Source organism: Arthrobacter sp. NPDC089319, assembly GCF_040684925.1.
Lineage (GTDB): Bacteria > Actinomycetota > Actinomycetes > Actinomycetales > Micrococcaceae > Crystallibacter.
In genome coordinates, this window is the sequence record NZ_JBFBGZ010000002.1 from 192,495 (window position 1) to 208,891 (window position 16,397).

18 protein-coding genes are annotated in these 16,397 nt (G+C 64.7%); 11 read left to right on the forward strand and 7 right to left on the reverse strand.

All coding sequences use genetic code 11. The features are described 5' to 3' along the window. Positions 1-61: 61 nt before the first annotated feature. The 5 genes from AB0N75_RS03675 to AB0N75_RS03695 form a co-directional block, all read right to left on the reverse strand. Positions 62-1,309 (reverse strand): amidohydrolase, encoded by a 1,248-nt coding sequence (locus tag AB0N75_RS03675; RefSeq protein WP_364645260.1) that lies wholly within the window; start codon positions 1,307-1,309, stop codon positions 62-64. 62 nt (positions 1,310-1,371) lie between these two features. Beyond that, positions 1,372-2,094, reverse strand: a complete 723-nt coding sequence (locus AB0N75_RS03680) for a hypothetical protein (RefSeq protein ID WP_364645263.1) — start codon at positions 2,092-2,094, stop codon at positions 1,372-1,374. Between the two features lie 25 nt (positions 2,095-2,119). Continuing rightward, entirely contained in the window at positions 2,120-2,875 is a 756-nt protein-coding gene (locus AB0N75_RS03685) for a DUF5058 family protein (RefSeq protein ID WP_364645982.1), read from the reverse strand. A gap of 84 nt (positions 2,876-2,959) precedes the next feature. Continuing rightward, positions 2,960-4,327, reverse strand: a complete 1,368-nt coding sequence (locus tag AB0N75_RS03690; protein ID WP_364645266.1) for an MFS transporter — start codon at positions 4,325-4,327, stop codon at positions 2,960-2,962. 215 nt (positions 4,328-4,542) lie between these two features. Then, positions 4,543-5,040 (reverse strand): flavin reductase family protein, encoded by a 498-nt coding sequence (locus AB0N75_RS03695; protein ID WP_364645269.1) that lies wholly within the window; start codon positions 5,038-5,040, stop codon positions 4,543-4,545. A 212-nt stretch (positions 5,041-5,252) separates the two neighbouring features. Between AB0N75_RS03695 and AB0N75_RS03700 the strand changes: the two genes are divergently transcribed. Genes AB0N75_RS03700 through AB0N75_RS03715 form a run of 4 tightly spaced genes read left to right on the forward strand, consistent with a single transcriptional unit; the run spans position 5,253 to position 8,836 of the window. Further along, positions 5,253-5,780, forward strand: coding sequence for a cupin domain-containing protein (locus tag AB0N75_RS03700; protein ID WP_364645272.1), 528 nt, complete (start codon positions 5,253-5,255; stop codon positions 5,778-5,780). Position 5,781: 1 nt separating this feature from the next. Next, positions 5,782-6,231: a nuclear transport factor 2 family protein gene (locus tag AB0N75_RS03705; protein WP_364645275.1), complete on the forward strand. Its 450-nt coding sequence runs from the start codon at positions 5,782-5,784 to the stop codon at positions 6,229-6,231. Positions 6,232-6,241: 10 nt separating this feature from the next. Next, a complete protein-coding gene (locus AB0N75_RS03710) occupies positions 6,242-7,480 on the forward strand; it encodes an acyl-CoA dehydrogenase family protein (RefSeq protein ID WP_364645278.1) in 1,239 nt (412 codons plus the stop codon). Positions 7,481-7,495: 15 nt separating this feature from the next. Next, the gene (locus AB0N75_RS03715) at positions 7,496-8,836 is read left to right on the forward strand and encodes a carboxylesterase family protein (protein WP_364645281.1); all 1,341 of its coding nucleotides are present in this window, start codon (positions 7,496-7,498) and stop codon (positions 8,834-8,836) included. Here the strand turns inward: AB0N75_RS03715 and AB0N75_RS03720 are convergent. Then, positions 8,833-9,699, reverse strand: coding sequence for a PaaX family transcriptional regulator C-terminal domain-containing protein (locus tag AB0N75_RS03720; RefSeq protein WP_364645284.1), 867 nt, complete (start codon positions 9,697-9,699; stop codon positions 8,833-8,835). The genes AB0N75_RS03715 and AB0N75_RS03720 overlap by 4 nt on opposite strands. 84 nt (positions 9,700-9,783) lie before the next feature. Here AB0N75_RS03720 and AB0N75_RS03725 point away from each other — a divergent pair, with 84 nt between their 5' ends. The 3 genes from AB0N75_RS03725 to AB0N75_RS03735 all read left to right on the forward strand — a co-directional run bounded on the left by AB0N75_RS03725 (position 9,784) and on the right by AB0N75_RS03735 (position 11,362). Beyond that, positions 9,784-9,951, forward strand: a complete 168-nt coding sequence (locus AB0N75_RS03725; RefSeq protein ID WP_364645286.1) for a hypothetical protein — start codon at positions 9,784-9,786, stop codon at positions 9,949-9,951. Positions 9,952-10,043: 92 nt separating this feature from the next. Further along, a complete protein-coding gene (locus AB0N75_RS03730; RefSeq protein ID WP_364645289.1) occupies positions 10,044-10,496 on the forward strand; it encodes a thioesterase family protein in 453 nt (150 codons plus the stop codon). After that, positions 10,493-11,362 (forward strand): PaaX family transcriptional regulator C-terminal domain-containing protein, encoded by an 870-nt coding sequence (locus AB0N75_RS03735; RefSeq protein ID WP_364645292.1) that lies wholly within the window; start codon positions 10,493-10,495, stop codon positions 11,360-11,362. The genes AB0N75_RS03730 and AB0N75_RS03735 overlap by 4 nt, the downstream gene beginning before the upstream one ends. 387 nt (positions 11,363-11,749) lie before the next feature. On the opposite strand, the gene AB0N75_RS03740 is transcribed toward AB0N75_RS03735, so the two are convergent. After that, complete coding sequence (locus AB0N75_RS03740) at positions 11,750-12,166, reverse strand: RidA family protein (protein ID WP_364645295.1); 417 nt, start codon at positions 12,164-12,166, stop codon at positions 11,750-11,752. A gap of 143 nt (positions 12,167-12,309) precedes the next feature. Here AB0N75_RS03740 and AB0N75_RS03745 point away from each other — a divergent pair, with 143 nt between their 5' ends. The 4 genes from AB0N75_RS03745 (at position 12,310) to AB0N75_RS03760 (ending at position 16,381) form a co-directional block, all read left to right on the forward strand. Beyond that, positions 12,310-13,221 carry a fumarylacetoacetate hydrolase family protein gene (locus AB0N75_RS03745; protein ID WP_364645298.1) on the forward strand — a complete coding sequence of 304 codons (912 nt, stop codon included), beginning with the start codon at positions 12,310-12,312 and terminating at the stop codon, positions 13,219-13,221. A gap of 38 nt (positions 13,222-13,259) precedes the next feature. Then, entirely contained in the window at positions 13,260-13,742 is a 483-nt protein-coding gene (locus AB0N75_RS03750) for a cupin domain-containing protein (protein WP_364645301.1), read from the forward strand. Then, positions 13,739-14,647, forward strand: coding sequence for an acyl-CoA thioesterase domain-containing protein (locus AB0N75_RS03755; protein ID WP_364645304.1), 909 nt, complete (start codon positions 13,739-13,741; stop codon positions 14,645-14,647). The genes AB0N75_RS03750 and AB0N75_RS03755 overlap by 4 nt, the downstream gene beginning before the upstream one ends. A gap of 84 nt (positions 14,648-14,731) precedes the next feature. Then, a complete protein-coding gene (locus AB0N75_RS03760; protein WP_364645307.1) occupies positions 14,732-16,381 on the forward strand; it encodes an AMP-binding protein in 1,650 nt (549 codons plus the stop codon). Positions 16,382-16,397: the final 16 nt, after the last annotated feature.

Sequence of the window (16,397 nt, forward strand, 5' to 3'; positions counted from 1 at the left end):
TCCTTCCTGCCGAATGCCAAAGCCCCCGAAGAGAGACTCCGGGGGCAACTCGAAGGGCAGTTTAGAAGCCCAGGCCGATTTTTGACATCAGGGCCGCCGTCGCGGCCTTCACCCCGGTGGCCAGTGCCATTTCGGCGGCGTCGCCGGGCGCGAAGAACGCCGAGTGGTGGGCCGGAAGCGGTTGGGCCGATTCGACGCGCTCCTGCGTGAATCCACCGAGAAACCAGTAAACGTTCGGCACGCCGATGGCCTCTGCGAACAGGCCGACATCCTCGCTGGCCATCTGGGGTGAGCCAACCTCAACGTTCTCAGGGCCCAACGCCTCGCGAAATACATCGAGGGCTTTACCGGACTCTTCGAGGTCGTTGTAGCACGCGGGGAAGCTCGAAAGTTCGACGATCTGCGGTTCCGGCGCGCCGGATGCGGCGGCCTCAGCCGTGATGATGCGGCGCAAGGCAGCCAGAACTTTGTCACGGACGGCCGGGTCGAAGGTCCGCACGTTCAAGGTGAATTCGGCCCGATCAGGAATAACGTTCTCCTTGAGCCCCGAGTGGAATGTCCCCACGGTCACCACGGCCGTGTCCCTCCCGCCGATCTCGCGGGACACCACGGTCTGGAGCCGAACCACCATGGACGCTGCGCAGACGATGGGATCGATGCCCTGTTCCGGCGCTGATCCGTGCGATCCCTTGCCGTGAACCGTAACCTTCCATGAGTCGGCCATGGCCATGGCGGGCCCCGGAACCAGCGTCACGGTGCCCGCCCGGCTGCCCATCAGGTGCTGGCCAAAGACAATCTCGGGGCGCGGCGCCTTGTCCCAAATGCCGTCCGCGACCATGGCCTTGGCGCCCGCGGCGATCTCCTCGCCGGGCTGCAGGATGAAGACCACGGTGCCGGCCCACGCCTCGGTTCGCGCGGCGAGCAGGCCGGCCGTCGCCAGCGCGACTGCCATATGCGTGTCATGGCCGCAGGCATGCATCACCGGCACCTCGGTGCCGTCCTCCAGATGCCCGACGGCGGTGCTTGCGTACTCGACGCCTGAGTCCTCCTTGACGGGGAGGGCATCCGTATCGGCGCGGTAGCCTACGATCGGCCCGTCACCATTGCGCAGGATTCCGACGACGCCCGTGCCGCCGCAGCGGAACACTTCCAGTCCCAGCGAGGTGAGCTCCTCTTCGAGAAACTTTGCCGTCCGGTACTCCTGCATAGACAGTTCCGGATTCGCGTGGAGGTACTTGTACGTCTCAAGGAGCTTGGCGGCTCCCGCGTGGTCAAGCTCGAGCTGGTCCAAAATGGTCCTGGCGGTCATGTGGTTCCTCTTTGGGTGGGGGATAGAGTGGCTGGTGCGGGGAGCCACGGCTGTGGCCAGAGCTAGGAGCGCGCGCTTTCCAGCGTTTCTGCCGGCTGCCTGTCCTTGCGCAGGAACCAGGCGGCTACCGCAGTGGTGACGACGGCCAGCACCGTAGCGTACATCTTCAGCGCCGGTAGGAGCGGGACGAGGACAAACACAACCACTGCGGAAACGACAAGCGCGATGAGCGCAGAGCGAGGGGCCCGCTGGCTCACCATTGCCTGCACGATGACTGCGCCCATGACGGTCGGGAGGATAAAGGTCTGCACCACGGCGACAACGTCGGCTGGAACGATGCTGACCAGCCAGGTTCCGAGGAAGCCGACGAAGACAAGCAGCGATAGCAGGTGCACGGCGGCGGCGCCGCAGATGGCTGCAACGGACGCCAGCTCACCTTTCCGGGTGCCGGCCTTGGCTCCGATGGTCGACTGGGCGACGATCACGGCCGGCAGGAGCTTGTTAGAGATGTTGCCGATCATGAAGGCCTGGTACATGGAGGACGCCCCGAGAATGGGGTAGTAGGTCAGCGGTTCGATGACCCAGATGACGCCGAACACTGCTGCGATGGCGACGAAGGCAGTAAGGATCGACGCGAAATTAATGTCCAGCCCGGAAAAGAAGATCAGATATGCCGGCAGCGTCAACGAGAAGACCAGCCCTGCGAGCATGGTGGCGCGGCCCCATCGACTGGTCGTGCGGTCAAAATCCGCCAATGCGCTGGTGCCTGTGATGGAAGTACTCATGGTGTGCTCCTTGGGGAATCCGGAATCAGGCTGCGGAAACGAAGTAGGTGATGGTCAGTCCTAAGAGGATTGCGATCCCCAGCGCCCATTCCTTGATCCAGGTGGCCCCCGTTCGTTTGGCCAGCAACAGGAGGAGGGCCATGATGGCGGCGGAGGAAGCGAAGGCGACGATGTGGACTGGGGATTTCGGGAACTCGGCGAAACTGAGGACGGAGAACGCGCCGAGCAGCGCCGCACCCGGCACGATCATCATCACTGCCGGATTGACCTGGCGGAGCTTCGAGTCTCCGCGCTTGAGCAGGGGCGTGAAAATCAGCGTCGCGAGCATCCACATGGCCCCGCCCAGGCTCATGGCGGCCAAGGCCAGTCCGAAGACGGACTGGGTGTATGTCGGCCCACCCAGCTCCGCGCCGGCAGTGTTGGCCGCGATGGCTGCCGCACCGGTTTCGTAGGAAACGGATCCGATGAGCCCGATGCGTACAAGTACCGAAGGAGTGCCGAAAACAGTCAGGAGCGCCACGGCAACCAGCACGACTGCAAGAGATGGGCCGATCGCAGAGATAGCCCCGGCACGGAAGCTGGTTTTCAGCTCCCCGGGAGTCATCCCCACGGACGGGGCGGCAAGCCGCGCGGCTTTCATATAGATCAGGCTTTGGACAATGATGACAAGAAAGACGCCCCCGGCGCAGATCCACATGACGGGTGAATTGGCAATTGCCATGACGTCGGCCGAATTATTACCCACCGCTGCGACGGCTGGCTGAGTGACAGTAAAAGGCATGATGGTCTCCTGCATTAGGGGTGGGCTCTATCGCATAACCCCGGGCATCCCACGATGATCGGGTTGTTGGTGGCGCTGTTCGGATTAGTGGGTGGAGTGTTCGGGGGCGGCGTCGTCCTCTGCCAGGTCCTTGCCCTTGGTCTCCGGAGACGCGATGGCCGCCACCAGTACCAAGGCGCAGAGAACGATCAGGTAGACATCGAACGCGCGCGGCATACCTTCGGAGTAGAGCCAGGTCTGCAGGTAGGGCGCGGTGCCACCGGCTAAAGCTCCGGCGACCGAGTAGGGAAGGCCCATGCCTATGGCCCGGACCTTGGTCGGGAACTGTTCCGGGAAAAATGCCGGCATGATGGCCGTCGGTGCTGCTATCAACACCATACCAACGGCCATGTAGACGACCAGACGCCACGATTCCTGCCCGCCGGTAAAGACCAGTGTCAGCGGGATGATCAGCACCATGGCGCCGATGGTGAAGAAGTACCAGTTAAACTTCCGGCCGATTTTGTCTGACAGCCAGCCCCAGAACACCAGGCACAGGATGAAGAAGAGGTTGGCAGCGGTGCTGATCCACAGCACATGGCTAGGGTTCATTTGCAGCGGACCCATGGCAAAGGCCGGTGCCATGATCGACCATACGTAGAACATCACCGTACCGCCGGCTGCCAGTCCCACGATGCGCAGGCAGGCGCGGCGGTGCTTCCAGATCTCGGGCCACAGCGAGGTGCGCTCTGCGGTTTGTCCGGCAGCACGGGCGGATTCGAGCGCCTTGGCCCGCTCGCGGAACATCGGAGTCTCGTCCAGTTTCCGCCGCAAGACCAGCGCGTAGACGCCCAATACGCCGCCGGCGATGAACGGGACCCGCCATGCCCATTCGCGGACAGCATCGACGCCGAGGGTGCTGGTCAGGATGGCCCCGAGCAGGGTAGCGGCGATGACGCCGACGGTAACGAAGACAAAGACGCTGGATGACCAGAGCCCGCGCGATTTACGCGGAGCCATCTCGGTCACATAGGTGAAGGAGGACACGACCTCACCGCCGTGCCCCAGTCCCTGCAGCATGCGTCCGAGCAGCAGGAAGACCGCTGCAGCCGCGCCGATCATGTCGTAGTTCGGCGAGATGCCGATCAGCAGGCTGCCGCCGGCGGTGATGATCATGGATACGGACATGGCCTGGCGCCGGCCGATACGGTCGGCGAACCAGCCGAAGAAGAGGCCGCCCAAGGGGCGCATGAGGAATCCGGCGGCGAAAATAGCCAAGGTTCCCAGCAGTGCGGTGACAGGATCCTCGGCACGGAAGAACTGTCCTGCGAAGTAGGCGGCAAAGATCGAATAGGCGGTCCAGTCGTACCATTCCAGCGCGTTGCCGACGCCGACGCCGACGATGATCTTTCGTTTCTCGCGCGCCGACAGTGGTGTGCCGGCGGTTGAGGTTTTAGGTGCGGTTGCAGTCATGGAAACATGCCTTCGCTTGTGAAGTGACGGATGAGGGCAGGGCGCGTCTTTGCGCCACATGGTCGGCGGAGCCTTCAGTGTCGCAAAGGCTCCGGTCTATACCCCGGCTTGAGCGGCCACATTTCGGCCGTCAAGCTGGTCAGCAGCAGATTCGCTGTGAGTACTGTGTCACATCTTCGTGACGGAAGTCACCGAAATGGTAGATAACAGTTTGGTCACGCTGCCAGCTGGCGGAAGCGGGAGCCGTGAAAGACCAGCGGATTCCGTTCCTTGTCCGCTTGCAGGGCGTGGATTTCGAAGAACACCGCCTCGTGGTCGCCCGCCTCATGCTCCGCATAGATGCTGCATTCGAACCACAGCGACGCGGCAGGCAGGAGGATGGCGCCGCTCGGCATGGTTGCTGCCTCGATGCCTTGAAACCGGGAACTCTTGTCGCGGCCAGCCAACTGTCGGCACAGCGCGCCCTGGTCTTCGCCGAGAATCGAGACGCCGATCCGGCCGGCCTGTCGCAACACGGGCCACGTGGTTGAGGACTTTTGCACCGCGAACATTACCAGCGGGGGCTCTAGGGAGACGCCGACGGTGAAGGAAGAAGCCACCAAGGCGTGGCGCTCGCCGGAAACCTCGGCAGCCATGGCGGCAACGCCCGAGGGGAAGTGCGCAAACGTCTCCCGCAGCAGCTGCGGATCGGGTGTATGGGTGCTCAGGCTCATGATCATGTCCTCCTTGGGTCTTCTGCGGCGGGTGCCGCCGCTTGTGTGCAGTCAGCATGCCAGAGGTTGCCCCGGCTTGTATAGCACTTTGATGACGACCGTTTAGATTTCTGGAATATGACGTACTTCACCTTCTTCTATTGCAGCAATGTGTCGACCGTAGTAGTTTCTGTCACATCGCCGTACAGCGGCGGCTCATTGGAAGGAGCACCATGACCCAGCAGATCGATACCCAGACCAGAAGCCGCGTAAGCGTGGTCCGTCAGGCGGAGCGCGAAAACCTGTGGTTTCTCGGGGACCTGATTCAGCCGATCATCACCAGCGAAATGACCGAAGGCCGATTCATGATGGCCCTGACGCACTCCAAGGCTGGTTCAGAGCCGCCCCTGCACGAGCACGATGCCGAAGATGAGATTTTCTACATTCTTGAAGGAAAAATTTCGTTCTGGGCGGCGGATACCGAGGTGACGCTTGGCCCTGGCGATTGCATCCTGATGCCCAAGGATGTTCCGCACATCTTCCAAGTGGCACCGGATCTGGAAGCCAAGTGGCTGGTCATGACGGCTCCGGGCGGACTGGAACACTTCTTCCGGGATGTCTCCATTCCGGCCGAATATGCCGGTCCGCAGCGGGGATGGGAAATGGACGAGGCCACAGAGAAGCGGCTTGAGGAAGCATGCGCTAAGCACAACATCACGCTCCTTGCCCCTCCCGGTACCCGCCCGGGGCGAGACTCCTGACGTGCCGACAGCAGTCACTTCCTCGACCGAAATCGTTCGGGCCTTCTGGACTGCACAAGCAGCAGGAGACGCGGAGGCGGCCCGCACGCTGATGGCGGACGATGTCGTATGGGCAGTCGTGGGCCGCCACGCCGCCGTCGCACGTACCTACCGTGGCGTGGAGGCTTTTTTCGGGGAACTGATCGCCACCTTGAGCCGGACCTTCGAACCTGGCAGTGCGGTGATGGACATCCGCGATATGTACGAAGATGCTGCCCAGTCCACCGTCGTCACGCATTTGTACGAAACTGCCCGGACCCGGACCGGGCTGAATTTTGAAAACGACATCGTCACCATCATGACCGTCAAGGACGGCCGGATCACCCATTGCCGGGAGTTCATGGACCTCCACGAGGTCCGCCGCACCTTCGGCGATGAGCCGGCAACCAGACCAGTAAACGCCCAAGAGTAAAGGGACCACCATGACCGACACCACCGTCGCGCCGGCATCCGCCCGGATCACAGCCACCGAAGCCCCGCCTGCGTCATTGACCGCCGAGATCGTCCAGAAGATCCATGCCTACGGCCCGCTGCTGCGGGAGAACGCACTGCTGGCCGACCGCAACAGGGTTTTGCCGCAGCAGTCCGTGGATGCCTTGGAGGAGAGCGGCGCCCTGCGGATCGCCGCTCTGCGACGGTACGGCGGCTACGAGGGCGGCGCGTCAATGCTGCTGGAAGTCGCGCGCACGGTGGGTTTCTACGACCCGGCGGCCGCCTGGTGCACCGTGATCTCCAACGGCTCGGTGATGCTCGCCAATCGTTACGGCGACGACCTGCTCGATGAGGTCTTTGCGGACGGCCCGGTGCGGATGGCATCGATTTTTGCCAGCCCGCAGGGGACCGCCGTGCCGGAGAACGGCGGGTGGCGCGTCTCCGGTGAATGGCCGTTCGCTTCGAATTCGTCGCACTCCGCATGGGCCATCGGGATCCTCTTCATCAAGGATGCCGACGAACAGCCGGGCGCGGCCCCGCGCATCGGCTTCGCCATGATGCGCCGTGGCGAGTACGAGGTGAAGGACACCTGGTACACCATCGGAATGCGCGGTTCCGGCTCCAACACCATGGTCACCGAAAACCTGTGGCTTCCGCAGAACCGTATCATCACGTTCGAACAGCTCATGGGCCCGGGCTACGAACGGGATCCGGAAGCCACCTTCGGGCGCCGGCTCACCCCGCACCTGACCATGTCCACCACCATCCAGGCCGCGTCCCTTGGGGCAGCGGCGGCAGCCCTGGACTTCGTCACCGAGAAGGCACAGACCCGTCCGATCACCTACACCAATTACAAACGGCAGATCGACTCCGGGGCCTTCGTACAGAACCTGGGGCAAGTCAGCATGAAGATCGATTCGGCGCGCCTGCTTTTGGAACGTTCAGCCGCCATGATCGACGCCGCCGCAGCCGGCACCGAGCCGATGCCGCTCGAGGAGCGTGCCCGCAACCGCGGCGGTATCGGCCACGCGGGCCACGAACTGGTCGACGCCGTCAACGACCTGTGCTGGCTGCACGGCACCGCCGCCTTTGCCGAGCACAGCCTGCTGGGCCGGATGTGGCGGGACATCAACACCGGCACGCGGCACGCCTCCATCACGGCGCCGATGGGTTATGAGCTTCACGGCAACGGCATCACCGACACCGAGTACATCTCGGCCAAGCTCTAAGGAGTCGTGGGGACCTTGAGCAAAAGCCCCCTTTGTCTGAGAGCGGTGAACGACGGCGGTGTGCTTGCCTACCGCGGAATCCGCTATGCAGCGCTCGACGGCGGTGCACGCTTTGCCGCCGCCGTACCGGCGTCCGGCCAGCTTGACACCGCGCGGCTCGCGGATGTCCCTGTTTTCCCGCAACTGCCCAGCCGACTGGCTTCTGCGATGGGTACCGGCGCAGAGAATCCCCAGACGGAGGACGCTTTCTACCTCAACGTTTGGGCGCCAGACGGGGCGGAGCAGTTGCCGGTGCTGATCTTCATTCACGGTGGTGCCTGGATGACCGGCGGCGGCAGTAACGAGTGGTATGACGGCGCACGATTGTCTGCGCAGGGACTGGTCGTGGTCACCGTGAACTATCGGATCGGTGCGGTCGCGCACCTTGCCCCGGTCGGCGCCGAGCACAGACCGCTTCAAGATCTGCTCCTTGCCTTGCAATGGGTTCGGGAAAATATCCGTGGGCTGGGCGGGGACCCGGACCGGGTGACCGTAGCGGGCCAGTCGGCAGGAGGCTGGTATGGGCACCTGCTTAGCCTCCTGCCGGAAGCCAAGGGGCTGCTGCGCCGCGTGGCCCACTTAAGTATGGGCACGCGCTCGCCATGGGAGCCCGGCCATGCCGCACGGGTCCGTGCGGCTGCCGCCAGCCACCTGGCCCCGTCCACACTGGCTGCAGCCCCGACGCCCGAGCTGCTGCGCGCCGGTTCCCGCGGGCTGGCCGAGAATGCCGGCACCCGCCCTTTGGGCTATGCGGCTTCCGGCTATCTTCCTACCGCCGCCCCGAATATCCCCGAGCATTTCCTGGATCCGGACTGGGCGGCCGCACGCTGCCACGCCGAGGCGGTGTACCTGCGTTACACGGCAGACGAAACCGGCATGTTCTTCTTCAATTCCGAACCGGAGCTCGGGGCCGGGGAGGCTGAAGCGGATGCGTTCCTTGCGAGCCTGCCGGAGGCCGACCGCCCACCCTTGCAGCTGGCCGGACTCAGCCCTTACGAACAGTTGGTTTCCGCGTCGTCCTGGGTCCAGTTCCAACGTTTTCCCACCGAACTCGCCGAGGCCTACTCGGCAAAAGGCATTGCCGCTTCCTTGCACGTTTTCAGCCACCGCAGCGCACTGCCCGGGCTGCTCAGTGGGCACTGTTTGGACCTTCCGTTCCAATTCGGCAACCGCGAGGCGTGGGCGGATGCGCCGATGCTCCACGGCCTTGACGACGATGAATTTGAAGAGTTGGCCGGCGAACTGATCAGCGAACTCTCGGAGTTCGCTGCCGGATCATCAAACCAGGCGATTCCAACGGCGGACGGGCGGGCTTAACCGTAAATGGCGCGGTGGACATGCCGGGCGGACAGCGGACCGAGCAGGGCATGCAGTTCGCGGAACAGCGTACGGGCTGTTTCGCCCGTCCAGCCTTCGGGGAGCGCTTCGCTCGGCAGCCCGGGATCGAGATAAGGCAGCTGCCGCCACTGCGTCACCATGGGCACGTAGGTGGAGAACGCATCGCGGTAAACGTCTTCATTGCGCTCGGCGCGTTCCTTCCACGACTCAAGGACGGGGGAGTAGGAATCGACGAAGTCGTGATAATGCGACTCAAGTGCTGACAGGTCCCACCAAAGGGCAACCTTGCGCCGCAGGTCACCAGGGCCGGCATGGTGTGACAGAAAGAAGTCGATGTATTCTCCCAGCTCGTTCCGCTCCATGTAGGCGGCCGCCTCCGGCTGTAGATGCGAGGGCGCAACGCATAGACCCGGTCCGACCGTACCGAAGCCCATCCGCGCGAGCCCGCTGCGGATCTTGTGCCGTTGGTTCCGCTGCGTCTCGGGAACAGAGAAGGCGGCCAGCAACCAGGGGTCCTCCGACCGCGCCGGATGCGGAGCGAAAATGCGCTCATCGCCGACGCGGAAGTGCGCTTCCAGCTCTGCAGCCAGCGCGTAGCCGGCCTCGCCGTCGATCCGCTCGCTGGTCAGAACTCCCTTTTTCTTCAACCGGGAGATGGAGGAGCGCACGCTGGCCGGTTCCGCCCCCAGATCCTGCAACAGGCGGACAACGACGGCGACCGGAATCGCTCCACCGCTGTGCCGGCCATAAATGCCGAAGACCGTCACGATAAAACGGTGGTGCGGGGGCTGTCCCTTGTCACCCGGGAGCCGTCCGGCAATAATCTCGTCTTCAGCGCGCACGCAACGAGCCTATCTGACCGCCGGTGCCGCCGGGCGCAGCCAATCAGCGGCCGACTTAGGATGAGAGATGCACGACTATTGGGAGTGTGCACCTTAACCGCCGAAATGGCAGCCAGGCTCGGTGAAGGCATGAACTCGGCGTTCTGGATGATCGGCGTCTACCTGGTGGTGGTCGGAGTCCTGAGCGTGCTGATGCTCAACCCGGACCGCACCGGCGCACGCCTGCAGCAACGGTTCGTCTACAACGGCTGAACGAAGCAGTCACCGAAGTCTATCGACCGGACGGGGCACTCCGTCATCGTTGCACCATAAGATGGGACGTGGATTGCAGTGAAGGGAGAATCATGGAGGGGAACGACGGCGGTCTGCCGGAGGTCTGCATCGAACGGACCGTAGAGTGGGTCGATACCGACGCGGCCGGCCACCAGCACAATTCCGTGATCATGCGGTGGGTCGAGGCGGCTGAAGCCGAGATGTTCCGCCGACTGGAGCTGCCCGAGTACTTCCCGAGCGCCCCGCGGGTGCAGCAGGTGATCAATTACCGGGCCAAGCTGTGGTTCGGCCAGCGGGTGACCGCCCGGTTGTCAGTGCAGCAGGTGGGCCGGACGTCCCTGACGTTCGCGTTCGAGGTCCACGGCCACGCGCACAAGAAGTCGCCGGGCGGTTTGGCAGCCCACGGAACCTTCACCACCGCCTACGTCCCGGCTGACAGCGACGGCGCGCAGCCATGGCCCGACCACATGCGCGCCGTCATCTGCGGCGCCGGCGTTCAGTCGGCGCGCGCGGGAAAGGCATGATGGAGATTCCGGCGCCGCAACTGCAGCACCAGCAGTTGATCCTCACCATTTGCGGCCTCTACGGGCGGCGGGGCGGGTCCGCCCTGCCGGTGTCCGTACTGATCGACATGCTTGGCGACCTGGGACACGACGCCCCGGGGGTGCGTTCCGCGGTCTCCCGGATGAAGGCCAAGGGTGTGCTCAACAGTGTACGCAGCGGTGGAGCGGCCCGGTACGAGCTGTCGCCGCGCTCGCTGGAAATGGTGCAGGAGGGCGACGAGCGAATTTTTGCACCGCACCGCGGAGACCCGGACGGCCGGTGGGTGCTGGCGATCTTTTCGGTGCCGGAGTCAATGCGGGACCGTCGGCATCAGCTCCGCGCCGAACTGGCCCGGCTGGGCTTCGGATCCATGTCGGCGGGGGTCTGGATCGCTCCGGCTGCCGTGAGGGAGAGCGCCCGGCGGCGGCTCGAAGACCGCGGTCTGGCCGAGTACGTGGAATTCTTCACGGGCGAGTACGAATCGGATATGCGAGCCAAGGTGGCGCAGTGGTGGGACCTCGACGCGTTGGCGGCCCAGATCGACGAATTTCTGGACTATTACGGTGGATCGCTGGAGGCATGGACTAAGCGCGTCGGTGACGATGCCGCGAGGGCGCTGGCCGCGTCGGATCCTGACATCAGGCGGGATGCTTTCCGGTACTACGTGCCCATGCTGACGTTGTGGCGGCGGCTGCCGTACCGTGATCCCGGTCTGCCGCTCAAGTACCTGCCCGACGGCTGGCGCGGACCGGAAGCCCGGGAGACGTTCTTCGGTGTCCACCGACTTGTCGGCCCGCTGGCCGAAGCGCACGCTCAGTCTCTGGTCGCGGACGTCGCCGCAGCCTAAAAGCGCCCGGCAGGATTGCAGAACTCCGGTCCAGGTCGACTTGGAAGATTCGGCACTGGGTGCCGAGCGGCCGGTCGAACTGGGCGTACTGGGTGATAGTGCCGAGACGGCTCGGGCGGTGCTGGAAGTGCTGCAGTCGGTCCTGGGCACCGGGGACGGCGGCTTCCTTATGAGGATCGCCAGTCTGGAGACAGCAGTGCCGGTCCGCGAACCGCGCCGCTGGTCATTGACGCGCGGATTGCCTCCGACGGCGGCGCTTGGTGGCTCGCCGAGGCCTTCAAGGGGCATTGACCGCCGGCGCTGCCGTGGGTGAGGCGGCCGTGGTGACAAAAGTGTGGGAGGGCGGAAAGACTCCGCCCTCCCACACAGCGTGGCTCTGCGTTTGACTCAGCGCTCCGGGATCACCGCGATTCCCTGGATTTCAATCAGCGCTTCCTTCTGCCACAGACGCGAAACGCCGATCCCTGCCATGGCCGGATATTCTGTGCCGGCCATCTCCCGCCAAAGCCGCCCGATCTCCCGGCCGTTGGCCATGTAATCGTCCACGTCGGTGAGGTAGATGGTCACGCTGACCAGGTCTTCGGGGCGTCCGCCGGCTTCCTCCAGTGTGGCGAGCACGTTGGAAAACGCCTGTCGGAACTGCTCCACAATCCCGCCCGGGACAATGTTCATGCCCTTGTCCAGTGCGGTCTGGCCGCCCAGATAGACGATGTTTCCGGCGAGAATCCCGTGCGCGTAGCCGGACGGCTTGGGCAGCGAAGCCGGGTTGATGGTGCGATTGCCGACGGCTGACTGGTTGCTCATCTGCTCTCTCCTTGGTGTTGGTGCGTGCTGGTTTTTCGTCAGTTTGCAAAAAACTCTGGTGCAGGTCTCTTCAATCGTGTACGTTGAGCATATGTGACGGCCGTAAAAAAGTCGACACATCGAAATACCAAAGGAGAAACCGCATGAAACTGGCCACCTTGCGAACCGGTCCGCGCAGCACCATGGCCGCCGTCCAGCTGGAGGCCGGCACCTATCTGCCGTTGCCGGCCGCCGACGCGGGAGCCTTGCTGGCGGTCCCGGACTGGCGTGCCAAAGCTGAGGAAGCGGTGCGCACTGCGGTGAGCACCGCCGTCGTCCGCGTCCCTGACACGGAGCTGGCCCCGGTGGTGCCGCGTCCGGGCAAGGTGATCTGCTGCGGCCTGAACTACGGCGACCACATCCAGGAGATGGGCCGCGAGCTGCCCGAGTACCCCACGCTGTTCGCCAAGTTCGCGGACACGCTCGCCGGGCCGGCTGACCGAATCACCGTGGCTGGCAGCGACAGCGTGGACTGGGAGGCCGAGCTGGCCGTCGTCGTCGGCGCCACCCTGACCCGGGCGGACGAGGACCAGGCCGAGGCCGCCATCGCCGGCTACACCATGGCCAACGACGTCTCGATGCGCGACTGGCAGCGCCGGACCCTTCAGTGGTTCCAGGGCAAGGCGTTCGACGCAAGCACGCCGCTGGGGCCGGTGCTGGCGACCGCTGACGAATTCGACGGAACCGGCGTGGAAGTCCGCGGCTACGTGAACGGCGAACTGGTGCAGCGCGGCCATACCCGCACGCTGGTGTTCGGGCCGGCAAGGTTGCTGTCCTATATTTCGCAGTTCACCACGCTGCGGCCGGGCGACGTGGTCCTGACCGGCACGCCCGGGGGAGTGGGCATGGGCATGGTTCCGCCGCGCTTCCTGGCCGACGGCGATGTGCTTGTCACCGAAATTGACGGCATCGGCCGCCTTGAGAACCAAGTCCGCATCCAGCCCGTCGGCGGCATGCGGGAACCAGCACCGGCTTTCTCCGGAACAACGACGGCGGAGCCCGCCGCCCGCAGCTGAGGCACCTTCCCATCCACCCCTGTTAAAGAGGAGCAACCATGAGTGAAACAACCACGGAATACCGCACCGAGGGTGACAACTCGGTCTACGCCGGCGCGGACGGGAAAGTTGTCCCGGTGGTCACCCGGTCCGGTAGCGAGGACACCAACACCGCCCAGTCCGGCGATTGCGTCCGGGTTTCCGGCGTCTCGATCCAGCACACCCCTGCCACTAAGATCTGGTTCGGCCAGGTCTCCAACGTTCCCGGCTACCGCTCGCTGCCGCACCATCACGGCGAAGCCGAAACCGGCGGTTATGTGCTGCGTGGCCACGGCCGGATCTACTTCGGCGAGAACTACTCCGAATTCATCGACATGAAGGCCGGCGACTGGGTGTTCGTGCCGCCGTTCATGCCGCACGTGGAAGCCAACATGTCCATCACCGAAGAGTTGGTCTGGCTCACCGCCCGCACACCGGAAAACATCGTGGTGAATCTGGACGAGGTTCCGGACGAGACGCTGGAAGGATACCGCAGGGCATGAACACGGTAACTGCCCAGGACACCCTGGCGCCGACGGCCGAGACCTTCCTGCGCGCCGTCGAACTGACCGCCGTTGAGCCGCAGTTCCACGACGAAGCCTACGAAGCGGCCACCCAGTACGTGCCGTGGCCCAAGGCCTACGGCGGGGACATGGTGGCACAGGCCGCAGCGGCCATGATGCGGTCGGTGGGCGAGGACCGGCAGTTGCATTCGATGCACAGCTACTTCATGCGCCCGGTGGATATCGGCGCCGTAGTCCGCTACGAGGTGGAGAAGCTGCGGGATGGCCGCGGCTATTCCACCCGCAGCGTGCGGGGCTGGCAGGACGGCAAGACCGTCTTCGCGGCCATGGGTTCCTTCCAGGTGCCCGAGGACGGCCCGGAATTCCAGCCGGATATGCCCGCCGCCGTGGACCCGGATTCGCTGCGCAGCGCCGCGGACGTGCTGGCCGGCGTCGAAGGCGACGCCGCGGCCTACTGGTCGCGCGGACGCAGCTTCGACATGCGGCATGTGCCCGGCCCGGTGTACGTGCAGATCGAGGGCGAACAGGTGCCGCAGCAGGCTGTCTGGGTGAAGGCGTTTGGGCAACTGCCTGATCAGGCCGACGGACGTGCCACCCGGGACCTGCACCGCACCGCACTGGCCTACGTCTGCGACTACACCATCCTGGAGCCGATCCTGCGCGCGCAGGGCCACTACTGGGCGGAGCCGGGACTGGTGACCGCCAGCCTGGACCACTCCATGTGGTTCCACCGCGACGGCCGCCTCGACGACTGGGTGCTGTACGCCCAGGAAGCGGTGTCCGGCCAGCGCAACCGGGGCCTGGCCACCGGCCGGTTCTTCGACCGCGACGGCCGGCTGTTGGCCACGGTTGCCCAAGAAGGCATGATCCGCGCCGCACGTTGAGCCGACCGGGGGCTTTCGGACAACCGGACGCCCCCAAGCGGTTCTCCCGCTCATCCCCCCATTCGTCCCACTGAAAGGAACGCCATGGAACTGTCCCCGTCAGCACACGTGGACTCGTTCACGCGCGACCACCTGCCGCCCGCCGAGCAGTGGCCAATCCTGGAATTCACCCTCCCCGAACTGCAGTATCCGGACCGTCTCAACGCTGCCACGGTCCTCATCGATGACGCCGTGGCCGCCTTCGGGGGCGACAGGCCCGCCCTGCACACTCCGGACGGCACGACCTGGAGCTACGGCCAACTGCGACAGCGGGCCAACCAGGTGGCACAGGTGCTCACAGAAGATTTTGGTGTGGTTCCGGGCAACCGGGTACTGCTGCGCGGTCCCAACAACCCGTGGCTTGTGGCCGCCTGGTTGGGCGTGCTCAAGGCCGGTGCCGTCGTCGTCACCACCATGCCGGTGCTGCGCGCCAGCGAAGTGGCCACCATCTGCCAGTTGACGCGTCCGTCGGCTGCGATCAGTGATGCCCGTTTTGCTGATGGGCTTGCTGAGGCGGTGGGGGAAGGCATCGCCGTCATGACCTACGGGGCGGACGACCCCGATGACCTTACGGTCAGGTGTGCTGCCAAGAGCGGAGAGTTCGACGACGTAGCCACCGCTGCGGATGACGTGGCACTGCTCGGGCCGACCTCGGGGACAACGGGCACGCCCAAGATCACCATGCACTTCCACCGTGACATCTTGGCCAACGCGGACACGTTCGCCCGGCACATTTTGAAGCCCGCCGCCGACGACGTGTTCGCGGGATCTCCGCCCCTGGCATTCACCTTTGGGCTGGGTGGCTTGGTGGTCTTCCCGCTGCGGTTCGGGGCTTCCGCGCTCCTGACCGAACGGGCCACCCCGGTGCAGCTGGCGGAACATGCAGCCCAAGCCGGCGCCACCGTGCTTTTCACCGCCCCCACCGCCTACCGCGCCATCCTAAAGGAAGGGCGCGCGGACCTGCTCCGGCAGCTGCGCATTGCGGTGTCGGCCGGAGAACACCTGCCGCACGAGACATGGGAGGCGGTGCATGAGGCCACTGGGCTCTCCCTGGTCAACGGGATCGGTTCCACCGAGATGCTGCACGTGTTCATTTCCGCCGCCGGAGACGACATCCGTCCGGGCGCCACCGGCATTGCGGTCCCCGGTTTCCGTGCCACGGTGTTGGACGACGACGGCCACGAAGCCCCGGTCAACCAGCCCGGAAGGCTGGCGGTCATCGGCCCGACCGGCTGCCGCTACCTGGACGACCCGCGGCAGGCAAACTATGTGCAGAACGGCTGGAACATCACGGGCGACACGTTTCTGCGCGACCAGGAAGGCTACTTCGTCTACCAGGCGCGTTCGGACAACATGATCGTCTCGTCCGGCTACAACATCGGCGCCCCCGAGGTGGAAGCGGCGATCGACCAGCATCCCGATGTGGCGGAGAATGCCGTGATTGGGAGGCCAGACGACGAACGCGGCAGCATCGTTTGCGCCTTCATTGTGCTGCGCGAGGGTGTGGCCGGCGACGACGCCAAACGCAAGGAAATCCAGGACTTCGTCAAGGCGACCATTGCGCCCTACAAGTACCCGCGGGATGTGCGTTTCGTGACCGAATTGCCGCGCAACCCCAGCGGAAAGCTCCAGCACTTCAAACTGCGCGAAAGCGTCTTGCAGCAGGCATCAGACCTGGCCGGCAACCCGGCGTAGACAGACCGGAAGGAAC